Origin of the sequence: Capnocytophaga bilenii, assembly GCF_017565765.1 — a bacterium.
GTDB lineage: Bacteria > Bacteroidota > Bacteroidia > Flavobacteriales > Flavobacteriaceae > Capnocytophaga > Capnocytophaga bilenii.
On the sequence record NZ_JAGDYP010000007.1, the window covers coordinates 18,125 to 41,672 of the forward strand.

Annotated in this window: 25 protein-coding genes; 3 read left to right on the top strand and 22 right to left on the bottom strand. The window is 36.9% G+C overall.

Features of this window, described 5'->3' with window-relative positions; translation table 11 throughout:
* Positions 1-55 precede the first annotated feature (55 nt).
* Entirely contained in the window at positions 56-1,711 is a 1,656-nt protein-coding gene (locus tag J4N46_RS09220; protein WP_009415839.1) for a ribonucleoside-diphosphate reductase subunit alpha, read from the bottom strand.
* A 201-nt stretch (positions 1,712-1,912) separates the two neighbouring features.
* Between J4N46_RS09220 and J4N46_RS09225 the strand changes: the two genes are divergently transcribed.
* Together J4N46_RS09225 and J4N46_RS09230 are read left to right on the top strand one after the other, a co-directional pair.
* Positions 1,913-2,740, top strand: coding sequence for an SAM hydrolase/SAM-dependent halogenase family protein (locus J4N46_RS09225; RefSeq protein WP_009415838.1), 828 nt, complete (start codon positions 1,913-1,915; stop codon positions 2,738-2,740).
* A gap of 181 nt (positions 2,741-2,921) precedes the next feature.
* Positions 2,922-3,989 (top strand): efflux RND transporter periplasmic adaptor subunit, encoded by a 1,068-nt coding sequence (locus J4N46_RS09230; protein ID WP_208059051.1) that lies wholly within the window; start codon positions 2,922-2,924, stop codon positions 3,987-3,989.
* Between the two features lie 75 nt (positions 3,990-4,064).
* Here J4N46_RS09230 and J4N46_RS09235 read toward each other — a convergent pair whose 3' ends face one another.
* The 7 genes from J4N46_RS09235 to ccsA form a co-directional block, all read right to left on the bottom strand.
* On the bottom strand, positions 4,065-4,667 hold the full coding sequence (locus J4N46_RS09235) for a beta/alpha barrel domain-containing protein (protein ID WP_009415836.1): 603 nt from the start codon (positions 4,665-4,667) through the stop codon (positions 4,065-4,067).
* 122 nt (positions 4,668-4,789) lie between these two features.
* A complete protein-coding gene (locus tag J4N46_RS09240; RefSeq protein WP_208059052.1) occupies positions 4,790-5,158 on the bottom strand; it encodes a 3-hydroxyacyl-ACP dehydratase in 369 nt (122 codons plus the stop codon).
* A gap of 39 nt (positions 5,159-5,197) precedes the next feature.
* A complete protein-coding gene (locus J4N46_RS09245; protein WP_208059053.1) occupies positions 5,198-5,812 on the bottom strand; it encodes a LolA family protein in 615 nt (204 codons plus the stop codon).
* Positions 5,809-6,546 carry a polysaccharide deacetylase family protein gene (locus J4N46_RS09250; RefSeq protein WP_208059054.1) on the bottom strand — a complete coding sequence of 246 codons (738 nt, stop codon included), beginning with the start codon at positions 6,544-6,546 and terminating at the stop codon, positions 5,809-5,811. Before J4N46_RS09250 ends, J4N46_RS09245 begins: the two co-directional genes overlap by 4 nt.
* A 42-nt stretch (positions 6,547-6,588) precedes the next feature.
* Positions 6,589-7,530, bottom strand: a complete 942-nt coding sequence (locus J4N46_RS09255; RefSeq protein WP_208059055.1) for a beta-ketoacyl synthase N-terminal-like domain-containing protein — start codon at positions 7,528-7,530, stop codon at positions 6,589-6,591.
* 14 nt (positions 7,531-7,544) lie between these two features.
* Positions 7,545-8,000, bottom strand: a complete 456-nt coding sequence (locus tag J4N46_RS09260) for a hypothetical protein (RefSeq protein ID WP_208059056.1) — start codon at positions 7,998-8,000, stop codon at positions 7,545-7,547.
* Positions 7,997-10,672 (bottom strand): cytochrome c biogenesis protein, encoded by a 2,676-nt coding sequence (ccsA, locus tag J4N46_RS09265; protein ID WP_208059057.1) that lies wholly within the window; start codon positions 10,670-10,672, stop codon positions 7,997-7,999. The genes J4N46_RS09260 and ccsA overlap by 4 nt, the downstream gene beginning before the upstream one ends.
* A gap of 174 nt (positions 10,673-10,846) precedes the next feature.
* Here ccsA and J4N46_RS09270 point away from each other — a divergent pair, with 174 nt between their 5' ends.
* Positions 10,847-11,146, top strand: coding sequence for a thioredoxin family protein (locus J4N46_RS09270; RefSeq protein ID WP_009415829.1), 300 nt, complete (start codon positions 10,847-10,849; stop codon positions 11,144-11,146).
* Positions 11,147-11,154: 8 nt separating this feature from the next.
* Here J4N46_RS09270 and J4N46_RS09275 read toward each other — a convergent pair whose 3' ends face one another.
* The 14 genes from J4N46_RS09275 to J4N46_RS09340 all read right to left on the bottom strand — a co-directional run bounded on the left by J4N46_RS09275 (position 11,155) and on the right by J4N46_RS09340 (position 23,372).
* The gene (locus J4N46_RS09275; RefSeq protein WP_208059058.1) at positions 11,155-12,207 is read right to left on the bottom strand and encodes a DUF3810 domain-containing protein; all 1,053 of its coding nucleotides are present in this window, start codon (positions 12,205-12,207) and stop codon (positions 11,155-11,157) included.
* 5 nt (positions 12,208-12,212) lie between these two features.
* Positions 12,213-12,824 carry a DUF2911 domain-containing protein gene (locus J4N46_RS09280; protein WP_208059059.1) on the bottom strand — a complete coding sequence of 204 codons (612 nt, stop codon included), beginning with the start codon at positions 12,822-12,824 and terminating at the stop codon, positions 12,213-12,215.
* A 1-nt stretch (position 12,825) separates the two neighbouring features.
* A complete protein-coding gene (porT, locus tag J4N46_RS09285) occupies positions 12,826-13,548 on the bottom strand; it encodes a type IX secretion/gliding motility protein PorT/SprT (protein WP_009415826.1) in 723 nt (240 codons plus the stop codon).
* A 16-nt stretch (positions 13,549-13,564) separates the two neighbouring features.
* Entirely contained in the window at positions 13,565-14,299 is a 735-nt protein-coding gene (ubiE, locus tag J4N46_RS09290; protein WP_009415825.1) for a bifunctional demethylmenaquinone methyltransferase/2-methoxy-6-polyprenyl-1,4-benzoquinol methylase UbiE, read from the bottom strand.
* Positions 14,300-14,384: 85 nt separating this feature from the next.
* Entirely contained in the window at positions 14,385-15,299 is a 915-nt protein-coding gene (locus J4N46_RS09295; protein WP_208059060.1) for a helix-turn-helix transcriptional regulator, read from the bottom strand.
* A 12-nt stretch (positions 15,300-15,311) separates the two neighbouring features.
* Positions 15,312-15,602, bottom strand: coding sequence for a cyclic-phosphate processing receiver domain-containing protein (locus J4N46_RS09300; RefSeq protein WP_208059061.1), 291 nt, complete (start codon positions 15,600-15,602; stop codon positions 15,312-15,314).
* Positions 15,603-15,724: 122 nt separating this feature from the next.
* Positions 15,725-16,741 (bottom strand): PD-(D/E)XK nuclease family protein, encoded by a 1,017-nt coding sequence (locus J4N46_RS09305; protein ID WP_208059062.1) that lies wholly within the window; start codon positions 16,739-16,741, stop codon positions 15,725-15,727.
* 41 nt (positions 16,742-16,782) lie between these two features.
* A complete protein-coding gene (locus J4N46_RS09310; protein WP_208059063.1) occupies positions 16,783-17,166 on the bottom strand; it encodes a hypothetical protein in 384 nt (127 codons plus the stop codon).
* 34 nt (positions 17,167-17,200) lie between these two features.
* On the bottom strand, positions 17,201-17,551 hold the full coding sequence (locus J4N46_RS09315; RefSeq protein WP_208059064.1) for a WD40/YVTN/BNR-like repeat-containing protein: 351 nt from the start codon (positions 17,549-17,551) through the stop codon (positions 17,201-17,203).
* 397 nt (positions 17,552-17,948) lie between these two features.
* Positions 17,949-18,761, bottom strand: coding sequence for a metallophosphoesterase (locus J4N46_RS09320; RefSeq protein ID WP_208059065.1), 813 nt, complete (start codon positions 18,759-18,761; stop codon positions 17,949-17,951).
* Between the two features lie 6 nt (positions 18,762-18,767).
* Positions 18,768-19,826 carry a uracil-DNA glycosylase family protein gene (locus tag J4N46_RS09325; RefSeq protein WP_208059066.1) on the bottom strand — a complete coding sequence of 353 codons (1,059 nt, stop codon included), beginning with the start codon at positions 19,824-19,826 and terminating at the stop codon, positions 18,768-18,770.
* A gap of 72 nt (positions 19,827-19,898) precedes the next feature.
* Positions 19,899-20,765 (bottom strand): hypothetical protein, encoded by an 867-nt coding sequence (locus tag J4N46_RS09330; protein ID WP_208059067.1) that lies wholly within the window; start codon positions 20,763-20,765, stop codon positions 19,899-19,901.
* 1 nt (position 20,766) lies between these two features.
* Entirely contained in the window at positions 20,767-22,146 is a 1,380-nt protein-coding gene (locus J4N46_RS09335; RefSeq protein ID WP_208059068.1) for a hypothetical protein, read from the bottom strand.
* 11 nt (positions 22,147-22,157) lie between these two features.
* Positions 22,158-23,372, bottom strand: a complete 1,215-nt coding sequence (locus tag J4N46_RS09340) for a hypothetical protein (RefSeq protein WP_208059069.1) — start codon at positions 23,370-23,372, stop codon at positions 22,158-22,160.
* Between the last annotated feature and the right edge of the window lie 176 nt (positions 23,373-23,548).

The following is a 23,548-nucleotide window of genomic DNA, read 5'->3' on the forward strand; positions in this document are numbered from 1 at the left end:
GTCTCAAAAACGGGACAGCCTCTTTTGTATTTTATAAAGAACGTAGTAAATAATACTAAGCTTCGCAGCTGCTGCAATTTACAAAGTTCATTATCATTTCTTTAGCCACCGACTGGCTTCGTTGGTAATACAACGATTTTACCCCCAGCTTCCAAGCTTCAATCATTACTTTATTCACATCTTTGATAGGCATTACTGAAGGGATATTCAAATTCAAACTCTGCCCTTGGTCTATATACGCTTGGCGCTGTGCTGCCTGCGATACAATTTCCATAGGCGAAATTTCTTTAAAGGTCTTAAACACGTTCTTTTCTAACTGCGATAGCTCTTGCAAATGCTGTACAGAGCCATTATTCAAGCGTATAGAACGCCATATATCTTCATTATTCAATCCTTTTTCCTCCAATAATTGGGTAAGATACTTGTTTTTGCGCATAAAGTTACCCTTAGAAAGCCCTACTTTGTAATAATTGCTTGAATAAGGCTCGATACCTGGTGATACTTGTCCTAAAATAGCCGAACTTGATGTTGTAGGTGCAATTGCCATAGTAGTAGTATTGCGCCTGCCGTAGCCTTTTAGCAATTCAGGCTCACCATAAATATGCGCTAACTCTCTGGTTGCTTTATCAGCCTCTTCACGTATATGCTTGAAGGCACGAGCGTTGAACTGGGTAGCTTCAAAGCTCTCAAAAGGTATCATATTGCGTTGTAAATACGAATGATATCCCAATACTCCCAAACCTACTGCACGATGACGCATTGCAAAGCGGCGTGCCGATTGTAAGTAATAGTTACCCTTAGTTTTTTCAATAAACTCCGATAAGACGGCATCTAAAAAGAAAACGGCAAGCTTCACTGCTTTAGTATCCTTCCATTCATCAAAAAGCTCTAAGTTCATTGAAGATAAACAACATATAAAAGATTCTTCTTCTGATGAAGGCAACATAATCTCACTGCACAAGTTACTAGAGCGAATAATCATATCATTATCTTTGTACACCTGTGGGCGAGGACGGTTTACATTATCTGTAAACAGAATGTAAGGAAGCCCCTTTTGCTGGCGTGATTCAAGAACGCGCGCCCACAAACGGCGTTTTTCCATATCGCCATCAATCATTTCTTGCATCCAATAATCGGGCACACATAAGCCGAAGAAGAGGTTTTGTATGGGGAACTCTACATCTTTAATCTGTAGAAATTCTTCAGCATCGGGGTGGTCTATATCAAGATAAGCCGCAAAAGCACCACGCCTTACCCCTCCTTGCGATACCACATCCATAGCCGAATCAAACAGTTTCATAAAACTCACCGCACCGCTTGATTTTCCATTATCAGTAACTGCCGAACCGCGACTGCGCAATTCGCCAAAATAGCCAGAAGTACCCCCGCCTATTTTAGTCTGCATAATTACCTCGCCCAATTTGTGAGTAATACCTTCAATACTATCGGGCACGTGGACGTTGAAACAAGAAATAGGCAAACCGCGCTCGGTACCCATATTAGCCCATATAGGCGAAGAGAAGCTAATCCACCCCTTGGTAATCATCTCTTTAAAAGCAGGCTGTAATTCAGGCTTGTACAACCTACGAGCTGCAGCGTGCGTAATCCTATCTATCGCTCCCTCAACACTTTCACCCTTTAATAAATACCCCCGATTGAGTATCTGCTCAGACTCTTCGTTGAGCCACCATATATTTTTATCTTCATTCATAATTTTACTTTTTCAAGGGTGCAAAATAACGGCTTTTATTTTGATTTACAAAATTTAAATATTAACACAGTTTTCAACAACTCCACCACCAATACGCACACTCACTCCTTCAGCAAAGGATAAAATTGGCGCACCAAAAATTAATCATCAATCATTGATATTTAAACATTATTTACTATTTTTGCCCCAAATCATAGTTTTATGCAGATTATCACCTTAACTACCGATTATGGGCTGCGAGATTATTCAGTTGCAGCAGTAAAAGGAGCACTTTACAGAGAGTGCCCCACGGCTACTATTGTAGATATTTCGCATCAAATTTCACCCTTCGACATCTTCCAAACAGCTTATATACTAAAAAATGCCTATATTCACTTCCCCAAAGGTAGTATTCACGTAATAGGTGTGGATGATGAACGCACCTCACAAAAAAAACACCTTATTATGTACTATAACGGACATTATTTTATAGGTGCCGATAGTGGTATCTTCAATCTAATAACCGATAATAAGGAAAATATGGAACTATATGAGTTCAAACATCAATATCCTTCAGAACTATTCCCCACCTTGTTCGTCTTTCCAAGTATCGTACAGCAAATTTACAACAACGTTCCACTTGCCAAAATTGGCACTAAAACCGAACAATACATAAGAGCTACCTACTTAAAACCAGAAGTAAACGCCGATAATACTTATATTTATGGTGCTATAATGTATATAGACCATTATGGCAACGCCGTGAGTAACATTACACAAGAACTCTTTGAAGAAGTACGACAAGGACGCTCCTTTGAAGTAATCTTCAAAATGTACCCCTTTGATAAAATTTACAAATACTACAGCGAAATAGTTCGCAAATACTCCATAGAAGAACGCTCAGAAAAAGACGGCGAAAGTATGCTCTTGTTCAACGAACTCGGTTATTTACAAATCAGCATTTATAGAAGTAATTGTGATACCGTAGGAGGTGCTGCTTCACTTTTAGGAATCTACTTACACGACAGAGTATCGATACAATTTAAGTAAAAAATTAACTATCAGTATTTTAGCAATACCCTACTCCTACTCCTATATTTTTTGGATTAAAAATATAGGAAACTTTTTTTGTTTATTAAGTTTTTTGTAGTATCTTTGCACCCCGAAAATAAAGTTGTTATCAGAAAAACACTTTAGTTACAACTTATCATAAAATATAATCTTATAACAAATGAAAAAAGTTATCACTGTAATTATTATTATAGCCTGTTTAGGCTTAATGGGATACAAATTGTACTCTAATAAACAAAAAAATGAACAAGAAGTGGCTATCGTTGCCCAAAAAGATGCTAAAGTAGCTGTACGTATAGCCAAAGTTACTGAAGAAAAAATAAGCGACTTATTTACCGCTAATGGTACTTTCGTAGCCGAACAAGACTTAGAGGTATCTTCTGAAATGGGCGGACAAGTAGTGAAAATATTAGTAAAAGAAGGCGATTATGTGAGTGCCGGACAAATATTAGCACAAACAAAAAGCGACAGAACCAATGTGCAACTTGAAAATGCTAAAGCTGCCCTACAAACAGCCCAATCAGACCTTAAACGTTTTGAAAGTGCTTTTAATACAGGAGGGGTAACCGCTCAACAATTGGAACAAGCCCGTTTGCAACTGAAGAATGCACAAGCCAACTACAATTCGGCTTCTATACAATCAGGCAATACCGAAGTACGTAGCAAAATTAGTGGTATTGTTAGTAGCAAGAATGTAGAAGAGGGTACATTGGTAAATCTAGGGCAACCACTATTCAATGTAGTAAATATAGATTTCTTGAAGCTAAAAATAACTGTTGATGAGCAACAAGTAGGCAGATTAAAAGTAGGTGAAACTATTAAAGTGCGCCCAAGTGCCTCACCCGAAACTATAGAGGGTAAAGTAATTTTTATTGCTCCTAAAGCTAACAATGCTTTAAAATTCCCCGTAGAGGTATTAGTAGCCAATAAGGATAAAAAGCTAAGAGCTGGAATGTATGCTACAGCAGCCTTTGGCAACGAGAGTACAGCTTCCAATATATTGGTAGTGCCACACGCTGCTTTTGTGGGTAGTGTAAGCCAAAATAAGATTTTCAAGGTAGTAAAAACAGGCGAAGATGATTTAAAAGCCGAAATGATTACAGTACAAAGTGGTCGCAACTTTGGTGATAAAGTAGAAATATTATCGGGCTTAAATGCTGGAGATGAAGTTGTTGTAAGCGGACAAATAAACCTTGATAATCAAACTCCTATAAGAGTAGTAGAATAGAAGTTTTTATAGCTTTATACAAAAAAAGCCGTCAGTAAAATAACTGATGGCTTTTTTATTATATTGTAACAATGATTACTCATCGCCGTCCATATATTCCAAAAACTCTTTGATAATTTTGGTAGGGTTAGCTTTTTTCGTCCATAGAACAGGGGTTTCTTCAAAATCGTGGTGATGAATAATGATGGGTATGTTCTTACCAAATACTTTTTCAATAATGCCTTCATCAAAGAGTTGTTTTGCAAGGGCTATTACTTCTTTGATAAATTCTTTGTCAAACTTATCACCTTTTTTAAGGAGCTTTTCATATAATTCGTCATCGTGTTCTATAGCTCGTTCATTTTCTTCGTCTGTATAGAAATAGGGTGTTTTGGCGAACCATTTGGCTAATAGCTTGTCTTTTTTACCTCCAATAGTTTCTAAATCGTTTTGTAGCCAATAATCATAGTGCCATTTAGCTTCTTCTTTAGAGGGCGCATTGTAGATTTCCTCCTTTACGTTGTTCAGGGTGTTGTAACTAAGTGTAACTTTTGGAAAACGCAAATCGTCATCTTCGCAGGTATAACACAATGAAAGTGTGTATATATCTTTGAGTTCTTCATCATTGGCTATTTCCTGAACAGCGTTTTTCAACTTTTCATAACTCTTTTCTACAAAGTTCTTTTTCTCTTTTTCCACTATAAAATGTTGTTTTTAGTTTATATTTTTTTGAATTGTTTTTCTTAAAAAAATGCCTGCAAAAGTACATTTTTTATTTGATATAGCGAAACTTTTATTTTATTTTTTTTATCATTAGTAGTTTAGCTTACAATTTTGTATTTATTAGTAAGTTTCAGGGCTACAGTTTCTCCAAAGGAGGTAGTGTTTTTTACTTGTATTTCATTGTTACTCTGCTGTATAGTGAGTGTGAGTTGCAAAGAGGGGTGTTCCTGTGGATTGATAAGAGCCATAAACTTTACATTGGTAGTTTTTTCTAAGAAGAGTTCTTTGCCTGTAATTTCTTCAGTAATATTCTTAATTATTTGCATCATACACACTCCTGGTGTAATAGAGTTATTAGGAAAATGCCCTTCAAAAATAGGATGTTGAGGGTTGAGGGTAATCGTGCAAAGGTAATTTTCAGCATCTTGCTGCTCCAAACTGCTGAGGGTATAAAAATCTTTTAGCATAGGTTTAATAAGGATTTAAACTTTATTTTAGTAAACAAACTACATTGTAAAATTTGTTTCATCAATATTGGTGTTCAGCTTTTTATTGCTAAACAATATTTCGGTATAATCTTTTGAGGGTTGTATGAGTTTCACTCGTTCTACTATGTAATCAGCTCCAAAATAGAGTTCTATTTCGCCTATATACTTTAGTAACTTCTTATCGGTGGGCAGGAGCTTTACAAGGGTACTTTTGTCTGTTTTGGTGTAGCTGATAGTAAAAGCTTTATCGTTGAACATATCGCCTGTGATAGTGCCTATTATAAGGTTGTTTATCTTCTTAAAGGCTTTATTATCAGCGTTTATTTGTGATACTTTTCCTGCATCGTTTATAGTGATATGGTTGTTATGGAAGATAATTCGGTACTGATAGGGCTTGGTGTATTGCCAATTGAGTTTAGCGGGCTTAGCAAAAGCCATTTTGCCAAAGCTCTCAATATCCTTGGTCATAAAATCGGAGTGTTTTCTTTGCAAAAAGTCGGTTTGCATTGTTTGTATAGATTGATTTTTGGCTTGTACTTGGGCTTTGAAGGTTTGCACTTGTGCTGGCGTAAGAGTTTGTGCTTGCGCTAAATAACAGCCACAGAGGCTAAAAAGTATCAACAGTTTTTTCATTCTATATGGTTTGTAATTGTATAGTTATTTTCTTTGAGGTATTGCAATAAGCGTTCCAGAACGCGAAGAGTATGTAAGTGCTTATCGTGTAGCAGGATTATATTGCCGTGAGTGAGTTTGCGTACAATTCTATTAAAAAGTTGGTCTTCATCTTTGATAATTGTATCCAAGGAGCGTATATCCCAACCTATAGTTTTTTTGCCCGTAGTGCGTATGGCTTTAGCTAATTTGGGATTGGTAATGCCATAGGGCGGACGGAATAGGTGGGTGTGTATGCCTAATTGTGCTAAGGCTTCATCGGTGCGGTTAATTTCGTTTATGAGCTTTTGGGTACTGAATAGGTTTTTGGGTTGGTGACTAAAGGTGTGGTTGCCTATGAGGTGCCCTTCAGCCTGCATACGATTGATGATTTCAGGGTATTTTTGTACTTGCTCACCTATACAGAAAAAGATAGCTTTGGCGTCATAACGTTGTAATAAGTCTAAGAATTGCGGGGTAAGTTCAGAAGGTCCGTCATCAAAAGTAAGAACTATTGTTTTGGTGGGTCGTTGTTTTAAAAAATACTGAGTTTTTACAAAATACGACAACCTCACATCAAAAACGCCCCACGAAGTGATGCCTAAATATATGAGTGTTAGCGTTATATAGGTATAAAAAGGCTGCTGCCATAGGGTACAAGTGGCTATGGCGAGTAAAAAGAGTATAGTAATATAAAAATGTTTGCTTAATTTCATATGTTTTTATTCATTTGCAATTGCAATGCTATAAATTTTCTATTACAACGAAGCTAATAATACCAAACTAAAGTCCTTATTGCGATAGGAATTGATAAGCAATACATATTTTGCTTGGGTGTGTTTTATATAGTGGCTGGCGTAACATAAACCAAAGGCAGAGGCGGTGTAATACTCGGCACAAAGAGGCTTGTAATGTATGGTGGGAGTAGCAATATTGCGTTGTTGGTCTTCGCCTGTAAAAATGAGGGTTATATCATCAAGGGTAAGGTTGTTTCGGTTTAGGAAATTGGTGAGAAATGGGGAAAACTCATCGGGGGTGAGTTCATTACGCAGGGTTATATCAACAAGCTGAGCATAAGTAGAAGAGGTTGGTACTGATGAAAGTACAAAAAAGCTCGCCCCCTCCCCTTTTTGGTTAAGCCCTACCAAATTATGCAAAAAAACAGTGTGGGGGCTGTGCTCATCAACTCCACCTACCAAAGCGGTAGCGATAGTGCCTTGTTCCATTTGTATTTTGGCATCTAATAAGGCAGACTCAAACGATACGGCTCCGTTTACGTAAGTAAAATTAAGCCCTTTGCACTGCAAATTGAGGGCTATTTGCCCTGCAACTGTGTTGTGCGTAGATTGTATAAAAGAGGTAGGGGTGAGATGCTGCTCATTATTCTGAAGGAGTGCCGTAAGAAATTTTTCGGAATCTTGCACGCAACCCATACCTGTACCTACCAAAATAGCATCGGGAGTGGTGATATTAGCTTCTTTGAGAGCTTCGGTAGCGGTGGCTATGCCCATTTTTACGCCTTTAGCCATACGCCTACTGGCATTGGGGGTTATATACTCTTTATAAGAAGGTTCTTGAGCGTAATACACTTCTTCAGAAGAAACTTTAAGCGCTGCTATGCTTTGTTCTTCCTGAAAGAAATGGGTTAAGAAAGTAGGTTGTATTGAGATACAGGATGTTCCGTTGATGTAGGAGTTCATTTAATTATTAATGATTAATGGTTGATGAAAAGGTTTATTTTTTGTTGTGTTTCGGTATCTACAGGTAAATATTTATTGACTATGAGTGTATCGGTTTCATCATCGTGAATAAAAGTATGAATGCTCTTTAAAAAGGGTTTTTCTTTTAAAAGAATTTTATATTGATCTGTACGAGTGTTACCTTGAAACATATTTACCTCTAATGTATCGGCATTATTTACAACATTCATCTCATTGACTGTGATTGTATCATCATAAAACATATAAAAATAGGGTATTAAATATGATTGTTTTGAATAGCGCAAATAGTATTTTGTACTTTTTTCGTCTTGATAGCACTTTATAGTATCTCCTTTAAAAAGAATTTCCTTTTTGTTAGCTTCTTCAAATAGTGCTACATTCTGTGTGTTTTGTTGTTTTTCAACACAGCCTAACAAGAGCATTAATAGTATAACTATCAGATATTTCATATTTTACTTTTTTTACTTTTCACAAAAGATAGTATTCCCAACAATAGTACTACCCCTATTGCGTAATATACAAAAGTGGGGGTGATAATCTTGTCGCCTGTAGCATAGCTGTGCATACCTGTAAGGTAGAAATTTACGCCGAAATAGGTCATCAATATACTGCCAAAAGCAACAACGCTCATAAAATTGAACGCCCACAAGCTGCGCATTTTGGGTACTAAGCGCAGGTGGATTACAAAAGCGTAAATCATTATGCTAATCAGTGCCCACGTTTCTTTAGGATCCCAGCCCCAATAGCGCCCCCAGCTTTCGTTTGCCCACATACCGCCTATAAAATTGCCAATAGTGAGCATCACCAAACCTACAGTAAGCGATAGTTCGTTGACAATGGTAAGCTCTTGCTGAATTTTCTTAAGCGTAAGTACGTTGTTTTTGGTAGTAAAAATTATCAGCAAAAGATTGATAGCCCCCAAAAGCATTCCTAAGGCAAAAGGACCATAGCTGGCTACAATTACAGCTACGTGCAGCATCAGCCAATAGCTATTGAGCACAGGCTGTAGGGTGCCAATAGCGGGATCCATCCAGTTCCAATGGGCTATCATCAGTATCATAGCGGTTACAAAAGCAGTGGCTGCTACCGACAGAGGAGAGCGGCGAGAGAAGAAAAGTCCTGCGCCTATAGCCGACCAGCCCACGTAAATCATACTCTCATAAGCATCGGTAAAAGGAGCGTGCCCTGATATGTACCAACGCAGGATAAGCCCCGTAGTATGAAGGGCAAAACAGCACCAGAGCAGGGCAATGGTCAGCTGGGTAAGTATTCTAAACACTCGTTTAGGGGTGAAAATATGCCATAATTGCACAATAAATAGTGCTATGCCAAGATACAAATACGCCTGAAAGAGCCATTCGAAAATATTGATGCGGTTATACCATAGTTCTGTTGTTACTTTGTAGGGTGAAGGGAGTATTGAAGCCGAATAGAGCTCTTGCTGCAGTTTAATATTCTCTAATACTTTATCGGCTTTGCTGTAATCACCTGTTTTTGTGGCTTGTTGCAGCAGGATAAGATAAGCCGGCAGCGCGTTCTTTACAAACTTTTTGTAGAGTGGGTCGGTGATTTGGAGGGTATCCCTTAAGTAATCTAAGTGAGAAATCCACTTGTGATTGGTATCGTTAGGTACTGGGAAGACTTTGAAAATGTCGCCTTGCAATGCACGATTTAGCAAGCCGATGCGCTGGTCTACTTCCTTAAAATCTTTCTGAAACTGATTGGGAGTATTGGTATTGTAAATGTCTTTTAGCAAAGGGGCGAGTTTATAATGCCCTTGTGCATCAAAAAAGTCGCTGGGTTTTACCCATTTACTACCTTCTTTTACACCCAAAAAACGATGCAGACTATCATTAGCTTTCTTTACATACACAAGTTCGCTCTCATACCACAATTGCGGACTGAGAAGCATAGAGAGCAGCACTTGGTCGGCATTGAGCCCTTGGTAAGTGTCGTGCTTGCTGAGTTTTCTCAAGAGTTCTGAAGAAAAAGTATTAATAGGCTTAATGCGTCCATCGTCTTGAATGAGTAAGGCACCAAATCTAGCAGCGTGGGTTTTATCTACTACAGGATAAGATTGAGCCGTTAGCAATGAAGTAGTTATAAAGAAAAGGAAAAGAGCCCCCGCTAAACGTTGCTTTTGTAGTGATTTAAGTTGTTGGCTGAGTTTCCTAAACCGCGACTTGCCTACAAACATAAATAGCAACAACCCAATAAATAGCAGTGAGTAGCCTATATAAGTAATCAGCGTACCCCAAAAGTCGTCATTTACGGAAAGTATGGTACCTTGTTCATCGGGGTGAAAAGACGATTGAAACAAGCGGTAGCCTTTGTAATTGAGAATATGATTCATATAAATATCGTAGTTGAAGCTATCTTCACGACTATCAATCGATACTTTACTTTTAAATGAGGCATAACTATTTTCAGTTCCTGGATATTTATCAGCTATAAAATCATTTAGTTTGATGCTAAAGGGCAACAATACTTCACGCGCCCCGTAACTAATGTGAAAGTCTAAACCATTGAGGCTTGCAGTTGTGGGAGGGTGTTGTAGCCCCTTGTGCCCCATCACAGTAACTTGCTGCCGTTCGTTACCCGAAGTAATAGTAAATACCACTGTGCTCATTCCCTCAGTAGGTTCAGAAAAACTCTGATAATCCACCTGGAAGGGTTTTCCTTTAAAATCGGAATGCCATTGGTAATGATTGGAAGTATAAGTAGAGAAAAGTACCTCTTTTTGGTTTCGTTTTCTGAGCGGTTTTCCTTGATAATCACCATCTACTAAAACTGTAATATAAGTACGGCTGGAAAGATAGGCGTTAGCAGTTTCACCCTCGCGTAATGAGATAGTACCTTCATCGCCAAAATAACGCGTAATGCCCGCCCCCACAATGATAAATACCCACGAAAGATGCAAAATAAACACTGCCCAATTTTCTTTTTTTAGCAGGCGATAACGCTGTATATTCCCTATAAAATTCACTACAAAAAACACTATCATCGCCTCAAACCACCAAGTGTTGTATACCCAAATGCGCGCAGTATCGGTATCGTAGTTGCTTTCTATGAAAGTACCACAAGCCATAGCGGCTGCAAAGGCAATAAAAAGAACTGCCATCAGCTTGGTAGAATAAAAAAAAGAAAGAATTTTTCGTATCATAACAGCGGCAAAGATACGTTATTTTTGATAATTACCAAAGTAATAAATAGGGTATTTAATTTTATTTTTTTGAAAAATATTGGTATTTAAAAAAATAATTGTACATTTGTGCGATTATTAAGTATTTAAGAAATGGAAAAGTTTGGCGATATTATCAATGTAAGCACTCCTGTACTACTATGTTTTTATTCTGAAGGGATTGAAAACTCACTGCATATGAATGCGGTATTGCGTGAAGTTGTTTCTATTTTTAAGAGTCACGTGAAGGTAGTAAAAGTAGATATAGACAAAAATAAAGAACTTAGTAAAGCACTAAAAATTAGCACAATACCCACTATTATCATCTTTAATAAACAAAGTTTGATATGGCGAGGAGAAGGATTTCAAGATACAGAAGTATTGATGAAAGAGCTCAATAAATTTTTGCAGTAATCAGGGGCTTATGAAGTGTAGTGAGAAATAAGAAGCCCTACTACCAAATCATAACTATTAATACCCACACTCTGTTTATTTGCTTTTAAGAAAACATTATAGCTGGACTTGAATACAGGTTCAGCTTTATTTTTATATTGTTCCCAGAAAAGACGCACTTCTTTGTAATTTTCGAAAATACCTTTGTGAACCTTTGCTCTCAGTTCTTCGTAATGCTGAGGGGCTACCATAGCTACCTCACCCAAAAAGTAACGCAAGGCAAAAAGCTCGGCACTGTAATTAAAATAAGGATTTTGAACTTTTTCAGCTGCCAAATAGCCCAAATAATTCGCTTCTTGTTCAGCAGCATACCCCATTTGGTGCGCTATCTCGTGGCAAGCCGTAATAGGAGTGCTATAGCCCACCATTAGTCCGTTTACTTGGGCTTCATTGGTAAAAGGATTTAGATAACCACTATAGCCCATATAAGTAAGCAATTTGCTGTACAATGAGGGTTTAACGCTCTCTATAGCCTTAAAATCAGTAATACCTTGTCTATTCAATGGGTAAGCCGTTGCTGCAATGCGATATATTTCAGATTGTGATAACCAAAAATCTACCTTAGTACTATCATTTGCTGCCAACTTACTATGTAAAGCGTTAGCACGTGCTATACAATTTTCGGTAGCTTTTAGCAATTGCTCCTCTGTATATTTTCTATCAATATGAAGACTTTCTGCCAAAGGTATTCTAAAATAGTTAAAACCCCACAGCATAAAAAATGCAAAAACAAGGCGTATTAGTTTAGTAAATAATTTGTCTAAAGTCTTTAGCGGTTCTTGCCATAACTTCCTGATGTATTTCACTGTCCCAAAAATAATGGCAATAAGCAATATAGTATAAAAAACATCTCCAAAAGAAAAAGGCAGCCATCCCCACAAAAAATGCTGTATTTTGGCAATAAAAGGATAAATACCACAGCTATAAATAGACTCGGTGAACGCAGGAAAGTTACGAAAAACCAACCATATTGCTACCAAAATAGCAAGTATAATATATTTTCGCACTGTCTTTTTCTTCATTGCTTCTATTTTTTATCGTCTTTGCCCTCTAAATCTCTCTCAAATTGTTTTACCTCTCTAAGCTGCTCTACAATCTTATCAATAGTTTCTTTTTTATCTACTTCAATAGGTATTTCCACCTTCAAGTATTCCCAACGTATCACCAAATTCACTTTGTCATTAGAGATAGCTTCAAATGAAAACTCCAGCGACTCTTGCAACTCTTTAGTTTGCGTTACAGGTACGGTAAATTCTATAGCGTTTTCATTGGGGTCGTAACTATAAGCGCCCCAAGCGTTCGAGTCGTAGTTGAGCACTACCGTCCATTGGTGAGCTTCTGGGGTTACAAATATAGCATAATCACCTTTTTTTACGGGTAAACCTCCAAACTTTACAGGCTGATAAAATGTAATACTTGTAGCCTGATTAGCCCCCAAGCGCCATATTTTGCCATAAGGCACTAGTTCGCCAAATATCTTACGCCCACGCACACTCGGGCGACCATAATCTACTGTAATTTGGCTTACTGAAAATTGTTGGGTAATCACTTGGCGCGGACTTGCCATTGGGTAACTAAAGTTCTGCCCAAACGACCACAAGCCGCATAAGAAACATACTATAAAAGTAATCTTTTTCATCTTATTCAAAATTCAAGTTCAGAAGAAAACCGCGAGTTTTCATACCATTTAAGTTGCTCGTCCAAGGGCTATTAGGGTCGTTATCGGGTACCAACTCATTGTTGATAGAGAACATCGCCCTTGCCGAAGCCGAAACCCTAAAATAATGCGTATAAAAGTCAATACCTAAACCAAACTCATAAAAGTATACATTCTTTTTTACGCGAAAGGTACGATCAGCATTATCAATTGTTAGGTTGTCATTGCTACTAAGGTTGAAAACTGTCGATGCCCCTGCTGTAAGAAAAGGCTTCACGTTAAACCAACGTATAGCACTGTATTTCAACAGCAAAGGTATGTATATATAAGTAGATTGTGCATCGCGCTCCCAATCACGAGCTTCACCAAAACCAGGGAAGGTAAGCACACGCTTGTTGTATACCAACCCAGGTTCTATGCGCAAATCCAATTGTTTTACCAAACGCATCGAGCCTGTCAGCCCTACATTGAAGCCTATTTTGCGTTCCGTAAGCACCTCTTTAAGCCTATCTACACCATAATTGAGTTCGTTGTAGTCTATTTTAAAATCAAAAGTATTTGCCCCAAAATAGTAGCCCCATTGGTAGCGCTTTTCATCAAAATGCTCTAAATTTATCATTGGTTGCTTGAATTGTGCATAGAGTTGAAAACCACCCATACACACAAGTAACATCAATAGAGTTCTTTTCAGACTTTTGTTATTCATTATTTATTTTTATTTTCTATTTATTTGCAATGTAAATGGTAGCTACCCCTCCTAAAGTTTTAGGGTGATAGCTCGTATGCTGATAGCCTACCTTATCCAATATTTCCTGAAACTTCTTGCCATAGGGAAAGTGTATGGCTGAGTTTGATAGGTATCGGTATGCCGAGCGGTCTTTAGAAAACAACTTGCCTACCAAAGGCATCACATAGTTGGTATACAAGTGATACCCCTGCTTAAAAGGAAATTTTTCGGGTACTGAAGTTTCTAAAACTACCAAGCGCCCGTTAGGTTTCAGCACTCGTTTTATTTCAGAAAGTCCTTTTTCTAAATCCTCAAAATTACGCACACCAAATCCCACCGTTACAGCATCAAAGCTTTCATCGGCAAAAGGCAGTTGCTCACTATCGCCTTGCACTAAGGTAATGCGGTCGGTAAGGTTGCGCTTTGCCACCTTTTCACGCCCTACCGATAACATCCCTTCCGAGATGTCTAAGCCTGTTATTTTTACCCCTTCTATTTCGGTGAGGGCAATTGCCAAATCGCCTGTGCCGGTAGCCACATCCAATACTGCTGTAGGGTGTATTTCAGCTACTTTCTGTACTACAAACTTACGCCATTTTATATCCGACCCCAAAGAAATAACACGGTTTAGCCCGTCATACGTACCCGATATGGTATTAAACATTTGGGTAACTTGTTGTTTCTTGCCCTGTGCCGAATTTTGATAAGGTGTAACTGTGTTTGCTGACATACGATGCGTAATTTTTTGCAAAGATACAAAATAATTATAAATGACAAATTACAAACCACAAATTATTTGCGCCAAGATTTAATAGCTAAGTGTATTGCTCGTATGCTTTTTTTAGATGTTTCTTTACTTCTTCAGCCAATGAAGCAGGCGAAAGCACTTTCACATACTGACTGCGAGCGCATATCTCCATCACAAAATTGTAGTTAGGAACAAGCTGTAAGCTGATACGCACCTCATCTTCATTATCCTCTAATAGCTCTTGCGAAGGGTGCAGTGGTAAGGTTTTAACGTACTGCCCCTGCTCGTAGTCAAACGATAAAATGATTTCTTGCGGAGGTGTCTCCGTATCAATCATTACTCCATAAGTATTTTTAAAGAGGGCTTCTATATTCACCTTTTGGCGGTGTGCTTTGGTAGCTGTAACCTCCAATTGCGTGATACGGTCTAAGCCAAAAGTCTTAAACTGCATAGGCTCTTTGTGCTCTGCCGCTATAAGATACCAACGCCTGTTGTGTTCCTTTAAGGCATAGGGCACCACCTCGCGCTGGCGAGCTACCCCTTCCCAAAATTTGGTGTAGAAAAACCGCACTGTACGCTCTTTTTCTATAGCCTCAATAATGTCTTCAATATAGTTTAAACCCAGCGTTTTTTCTTGTCGTTCAAATAGTAGCACCTCTTGCATCTCTTTGGTGCGGCGGTAAGCATCCACCAATAAGATATTGTCAAAAATAGCATAGCGATTTGTTAGTTCACTTTCTTCAATCACCCACCTATCTCTGCCGTTGCGTACTATGTAAATCATAAAAATATCTTCTAACAGATGTCTATCCCGCTGAAAAGTCTTTTCCGAAAAAGTAAACTTATCTTCCTCGCAGTCTTTATCCTCGTGTTTTTGCTTTAGGTAATCGTATAACTCCCGATAGCTAAGTCCCTCTTCAGGAGCTCTTTCAAGAGCTTTTACAATATACACCAATCGCAATAATTGTTCTTTTTTAGCCATAGTTTTTTAGTATTATATTTCAGTAATTGTTTTAAAATTCTTCAGTAGCCGCTCTATATTCTCCTTCCCTACAGGGTTTTGGCTGTGTACTGCAAAAGCAGGCAAAGACAACTGATGGTCTAAACAATAATCCACCAAATATTTAGCACAATCATAGCCCGAAAGCCCCTCGCCCAAATCGTGGTCGAACGAAATAAAATCAGGCAACCCATACCGCTGAAGATAAGCTACAAATTCCTCATAACTATACACCCGCTCAAACCCCTCAGGAGTTGTACGGAGGTCATCTAAATAAAGATTCATTGCATTACTTTAAAAATTACACTGCAAAGATACAAAATAAAGTGGACATATTATGACCAACTATATTTTTTCTTCAATAAAAAATCCCCACTTTTTTAGGAGTGGGGAGAGGTTGATAGCTATTATTTTAGAATTTCTTCTCGTAAGAAATTTAGATATTTAGTTAGATTTTCAACTACTTTTTGAGCATTTACAAACCCTTTTTCATTAGCCAACCAATTTTCTTTATCAACAATAGCAACTGTCATATATTTGCCATTACCAAACCTATCAGGTTTTCTAATTTCGTTTAATCCTAAAGCGTTTGCTTTCTCAATAATTAAATTGTAAAGCTCATTACGAGTGTTTGCTCTGTCAAAATTATCAGGCAAATCAATATCGTCAGGGTCTGTAGATAATTTAAAGCACAATTTCCCTTCTTCAAGTTGTATGTATACGGGATAGTCTCCCCAATACTCCCAATTAAGAATGGCATTCCAAAAACCTCCGTTTGGATTGTTTACATAATGCCATTTTAGTATATTGATTTTAGTTTCAATAAGTTTGAAAAAGCCTTGCCAATCATTGCCATTCCATTCGTCTAAAGGCTTATGTTCAAAGTCAGTACTTAATTTTTCTAAGTTAGTCATACGTTCGTAAAAATCAATAAAGATATTGTTTTTAATATCTTTATGACTATTAAGTAAAGTTATGAAGTCAGTCCTATCAAAGATAGCGTATCCTTTATCTTTTATTGCATTAAAAATACTCAAACTTTCATTCCCTGTTTTAAGGTAAATACAAATAGGTGTTTCATATTTGTTTTCTGAACACCATTTTTCTGCTATTTCCTTATAACGTTCTAATTGATTAGAATGTTCAGAACTAATGGTTTTATCCTCTATTATGATAAGATATTTACCATTTACTTCTGCCCATACATCAATGTTTTCCCACTGACGCCCTGCTTCAACTGTAAGTATGGGCTCATTAAAATTTGGAATTTGTTTTTTTATGAGCATAGAAACAAATTCTTTTGCACATAGATTTAATTCCTTGCCATATTGCTGATTGTCATCATCAGCAAAAGCCAATAGCCAAGTGATAAAAGCATCCTGACTAAGTTCTTTGGTAGCGATGTCAAAAATGTTTGGTTTCATAAATATATTTTTTATTTGTTGCTGCAAATATACAACTTTTTTTAATACAACATTAACTTTTTTTTATTTTTTCTATAACTCTTCAAAGGCATAAATACGCTTATTGTTTCATTGGCTGATAGATAGACTTCCGATGCTATTCTTTCACGGAGTTCACCATTTTCATATAAACTCAATTCCCAAGTATACCCTCGCCATTTGTATTCGCAACCCCATACTATTTCGCCCTCTGCATTCTCTCTTCCTGATTCAAATGTTAGCCAGTCGCCAGAGTCATCCTGATTAGAACCTTCATAGCTCAGTATATAGCCATTGTCAATATTACCCTGTTCGTTGAAAGTTACACTTCCTAACCTGATGTCTCCCCAGCGATTTACAATGTTGAGCTCTTCAAAAATACTTAGCGTTTGATAGTCTATATTCAACTTTTCGTTACAAGTTCTAAAAGTTAAACAATTCTTAGTTGCGTTTGCTCCAAATTCTACCTCCATTCTTAGAAACATAGAGTCCTTTGGAAGTAGTAGCTAAAAGCTCTGAACCATTAGCTGAAATAGACTGAAAGTCTCCACAAGAAGAGCTTGTATAACGGCTACTCCAAATTCTGCCCCCATTAGTGGACACATATACTCCCTTAGAAGTGATAGCAATAATCTCACTACCATAAGAGGTAAGATCATAAAACGCTCCACAAGAAGAGCCTGAATAACGAGAACTCCAAATTCTACCGTCATTGGTAGAAACTTCAATTTTGTTACTGTTGGTGGGACAAATTCTCAGTAATTCGCTCCCTAAGTTAATTAAATTCGCCATATAATTTGAATTAATTGGTTTATACTCATCTTTCAAAAACACACCAAGCGCAGGCTTCCTATTACTTCGTCTGGAGCCCGACCAAAGGCTAACACAAAAGCAAAAAGGAATACCTGCGCTTATAAGGCAGGCATCTCGGCATTTGCTTTCCTTGTGTTATTGAAAATGTTTGGTCGTATTCCAGAACAGGAAAATCAAAGCGAAACGCTATATCGTTGTATGTATTTGTACCTCTATCTCAAATATTCGTATACTTTTTAAATTTGCGACAAATATACAATCTTTTCCGGATATATATCCCTTTTTGCTAAAAAAAGTTTTATTTTTCTTTTTTCAGCCGCAAAGATATAGTACAAAGTGGACAGAATAGGTCAGATAACAATATTTTTTTCATTTTTTATACCTCTATACATTTTTCCCAGTCAAAACCTTCGTGTTCCTCGCGCATCACATAGCCTAATTGATTAGTGAGTAGCTGGGTGTTACCTACCTTAAAGTCGGGCTGGTTAAAATGGTGATGCCCATAAATCCAATAATCTATAGGGTTTGAGACAATAAAATCGGCAAGGTCTTGCGCAAAGGCTTCATTTAGCGGACTGTCGGCGTATATTTCGGGATAATGCTCTTTAGTGGGTACGTAATGGGTAGCAACTACGATACGCTCTATCTCGCCAACTTGCTTGGCTTTAGCCGCTTTTTTCACTTCTTTCTTCAAGAAACGCACCGCTTCTTTATTGAAATAGTTAAAATCAGCTATTTCTAAGGAGTCAATTTCACCTCCTTTAGTGGGGTTTAGCACAGTAATATAGCGGAAATCATTCATTCCATACTTTATAGCTTTCTCGTTCTTTTTGCTGATATGGCTCCACATTGTGCTAAGTATCAGCTGAGTGTCGCCTATACGCTCGCTATAGTTGTCTACCAAGTAGAGGTTAGGCACTTCTTTCAAGGGCTGCTCACAGCGAGTGCTGGCGTAGTGGTGCGTATAGAGGTAATACTCGTGGTTACCAGGCAACCAAAATACCTTTTCAAAACCCTTGCAAAGGTCAGCTATTTCACTTTTATAGAGGGCTTTAGAGAGATTTACAAAAGGCACAAGGTCGCCAGCGATGATAAGAATATCACCCACCCGCTTTATAGGGCAATTGCTCAAAAAGTTTAAATTATCCTCAAATTCAAGGTGTAAGTCCGAACAATATTGTATTTTCATAGGCTGTTATTGCTGTGCTTTAATAGCATTAAGAAGTGAGAGGAGGTCATCAGCAATTTCTTGCTCAATAGCTTGGAGTTGAGGATAGTTATTTAAGAATTTTTCTACAAACCAAGCGTTTACCTCAATGCTAAAAGGTTCTTTAAAGGTGTTTTTGTAGACCTCTGTGTTTTCTAACTTTTTAGGGTGTTCTAAAGAACGGAAAGAAAGATATTTTTCATTTTGCTTTAGATCAATCCTGAAGTCTAAAACATCATTTCCAACTCCCTTACATTGAGCTGCATAAATGTTTTTCTTATTTTTCCATAGAGTAAACTCTAATTTTTCAGCCAAAATTTTGTTTATCTGTTCAATATTAACATCAGAAGCTTTTACGTTAGGTTTAAAAGTAAAAGATTTGAGGGGCTTACCTTCATAAAACTCTTTTATGTTAGTATCAATAGCTTCGTATTCTGCTGTTGACACGGCATAAGAGGGATGAGAAATGGCAAGTACTTGTTTCCCAAACAAATCTCCTCCTTGTACAAGGAGTCGTTTAGTTTTACCTTTTAGTAGTGTTTTTTCAATTTTAGAAATACTTTCAATACCTTCTAAGCCCAAAACAATAATATGTTTAGGATTGATAATCTCAATAAACTTCTTAGTAAGTTCTTTACATATTTGTATTGCTTCAGGATGTTTCTTGATTTTTTCAAAAACAGAAGTGCCAAAGTACACATAATTCATAAAACAGTAGTTATTACTATCTACTGCTTGCTTGATAAACGGAATTCTGTTTAAACCTCTAAAGATTTTCCATTCTTCTTTTTCCTCAATAAAAGGATTGCCTTTTAACAAGCGTTCAATGGTCATCTTACCATCTTTAAATTCCCATTTATCCTTTGTCTTTTGTTCATTATACTTTCCTTCTGATCCTGGGTTTAACCCAATAATCAAGAGTTCGGGATTCATTTTAGCTTCTGTTTGTAGAGGGTAGTAAGCTAAATCAATTTGTTCGGCAAAGGGGGTGATTTTCTCTATCACTTCAGCTGCCCATTGTTCTAATTCGGGTACGAATTTACTCATATTAGTTTTGTTTTAGTTTTTCGTTGCAAATATAATATTTAATTTTGATTTAAACGGTGTTTAAATACTGTTTTACTCTAAACTATAATCTATAATAACTTGTTGTTTGTAGTTTTCTCCTTTCTCGTGAAAGATTAAAGAACCGTGTTCTGTATTCCGAAAATAGCTATTGGCAGGACCTTTGCCATAAGTTACTTGTTTTTCATCATCGCATTTAAGTATACAATGATTGGAAATTTCTCCATTTTCACTTTCTATATAGGTTTCGGTAGTACGCCCTTTATCATCCAATAAAGTAACTCTATCAAATGGTTCTCCCATTCCGCTAGGATAGGTAAATCGTTTTATGATTTTATTTTTCTCATAAGTAGTAAAAATTCTTTTTTCAGGATCTATCCAGTCACCAGAACAATAACACTCAATTTCCCGACCTTGCTCATCAAAAATTGTATAAGATTCTTCTAAAAAACGATAAGCACGATTGCGAGTAACGCATCGCTCTTTGTTTTTCTCGTAAGAGTATTTACTAATAGATTCTAATTTACCATTCTCCATACGTGTCTGTTCTATAACTCTCCCTTTTTTGTCGTAAGCAAATGTTATTATAGCGTCAGTTGTAAATGTACTTTTATTACCCCAACAGAGGTTTTCCACTATTAACTTGCCTTGAAGGTTGTACAAACGTTGTATCCTACTCCATATATTACCTTCTCCATCCTCCTCCGTTTGGGTAGTGCAATTACCTTGTGCATCGTATTCATAGCGTATTATGCTATCTCCCCAAAAACGTTCTTCAAAGAAATTAGTAAACTCGCTATGTATGCGTTTTACCACTTGTTTTTGGTCGTTGAAATAAGTAGTATCAATGTTTATAAAAAGAATTTTAGAAATATCAACCAATCCTGAGTTGATGATTTTTTCTTTAAGAGTTGTGTACATATTAATTATTTTTTACAATAACTTTTAAATGTTCTTCACATTCATCTTCTTTAATGTAAAAATGGTGGGTAGTAAGAAGTTCAATATCGGTTTCAACCCCCTCATCAGCACGCCATTTTTTTAATTCTTCACGGGTGAGGTTGCCCTCAGAGTCGTAGTAGTAAAGAGTGCGTTCTAAGAATATTTTATCTTTTGTTTGAAATTTGAGGTTAGGGCGTTCGCCTATAACCTCGAAACTATTTTTATATTCTCGTTTTTCATTGCGCTCTACTTTTTGCCCTTGTTCATTGTAGAGAATGATTTCTGTACTATAATAGCCGTCAGACCAGGGAAAACCTTCTTTATCTTTATCAACATACCGACTCACTTCTTTTACAAGTACTCCTGCTTCGTTATAAGTGTATTCTTGAACTGTTTTATCTGTTATTTCATCACTTCGCACATTTTTCTCACCTGTCCATTTTTTATATTTTACTTCATAATTAGTCTCTATTTTTTCTATAATTTTACCAGTAAGGTCAAAGGTGGTAACTTCTTTTTTACCTCTATGGTCATCTTCAGTATAAGTAGTTTCTATAGTTTTATTCCCTTTTTTTTCTATGAGTTTGCGACTCTCTTCGGCAATTTCTTTAGGATTATCGAGATATATTTTTGTGCGAATCACTTCATCTCCTTTATAAGTGTAATATGTGAGCCCTCTAGAATCTCCGTAGCGATTGGTATCTATGCGTTGCATTACTCGGTTTTGCTCATCATATACTGATACTTCTATAGAGCTTAAAGTATCTTCTTGCCAAGAATGTGCTTGAAAAATTCGGTTGTTTCGAGCGTCAAAAGTACGATATTCTATGCGTTGTTCTCCCCAAGATGATACATATTCTTCTATAGCACATATATTATCTCTCTCATCACAAGCAATATTATCTATATTTGTTCTGTTAGCTTTTTCAAAGTACCCTTCACAACCATGCCAAGTTTTCTGTTGTATGCCTCCAATCTTGTCAGTACTTTTTATCTGAAGGCTAATTTCTGCTACCTGCTCAGGCGCAAAACCTAAGTTTTGTACCCATTCTTTAATAGGTATATGTTTAGCTCTCAATTCCTGCTCACTGTATAAAGGCAAACTAAATTGAAGAATCTCACGACCAAATTCATAGAATGACTTATGTACTATCCCTTCGTTGTAGTCATAACGTTCTACTAATCTGGGTCGCCCGTGGTGTACAAAGCGTCTTTCTAATAGGCGTCCGTTTTCGTCAAAATCCTTTTCTTCTAAAGCAGGCTCTTTGTAGTCTATACTGCTGGGTATATTGCAGGTCATCGCCTCAAAAGCATCGGCAAAGGCTATTTTATGTTTTTCTGAAAAATAAGCTAAAGTCATAATTGAGTGTTTTATAAGTTTGTTTTTATCGTAATTTCCAAGTGTTCATCATAATCATCTGTTAAGGTGTAAAAATGATGAGTAAGATGTGTAGGAGTGCTTTCTAATAAAAGTTTTCCCTCTGTATCGTAAGTATAAACAGTCTTTTCTGAAGTATAAACTTCTTTGTTTGAGTTTTTACGCCTATAGATACGTTCTATTTTTTGCCCTTGTGTGTTGTAAAGTAAAATTTCAAGTTCAGTAAAATTATTGGTGCTGAGGTGTATTTCCTTTGTAAGTACGCCTTGCTCGTTGTAAATATACCTACTGATTTTCTCACTACTTTTTTTGTGTCTATTGGCGTAAGTAGTATTTATTCTATGTATTACTTTGTCATACTCGTTAAAAGTAGTAAGCTGTTTAACAGTTTCAAAGTTATCATTATAATGTTGAGCTATTTGGGTGAGAGTACCTTTTTTAAAAGTATGTGTATACCCTTCTTTTTTACTTTTAGTAGGATCTTTGGGGTCTATTTTTATTACCTTTGTTTTGCTTTTTTGCGGTTCAGGAGTATAATTCAGAATATTGCAAACTCCCTCTCGGTTAGTGATAATTTTCTGCCTAAGTTTCTTATTATCATCGTAATGATACACCTCTACTGTACTAAAAGTATTCTCATCCCAAGAGCTTAATTCAATAAGGGTCTGACCATTCAAATCAACAGTGCGCAGTATGTTTCGCTTTTCGTTCCAATAAGCATTAAATCCTTCACTAGAATAGAGTTTTTGTCTTTCATCATAGCGTATATTATCTATCCCCATACTGCCTTTTTCAGCAAAAAATCCCTTACACCAATTATAAGTCTCTTGCAGTTTTTGCCCTTTTTCGTTGTAGTTTTTTAGACGTACAGTTATTTTGGTGATTTCTTCAGACTGAAATCCTAAATTCAGTATACGTTCTTTGATAGGCAGGTAAAGAGCTCTTTGCCTTTCTTCTGTATAAATAGGGCAGATAAGGTGTACTATCTCTTCACTATAAGGATATAGTTTTTTATGCACATAATCGTGCTGATAATCATATATTTCTCTAAAGAGGAGTTTCTTTTCATCGTTGTACAAACGGCGTTCGGTAAGACGATTTTGTTCGTCGAAGTCTTTTTCTTCACGAGTATCTTGGCAGAGCATAGCTTCCAGTATATCAGCATAAGCTATTTTTAGCTTGTCACTAAAGTTGTCTAAAATCATCATAACAAGGTGTTTTTTATTATTTCTGCGGCAAAAATACAGCAGACACAGGACAAACTACGACCACCAAATAATAATTTGCAAAAAAAATGACAAACCTCGCTCTCGCAAGATTTGCCATTTGTATTGTAGTCTTACATTAGGACAGTTTTCCTTATAAACAGTCTCTTTTTTAGGTT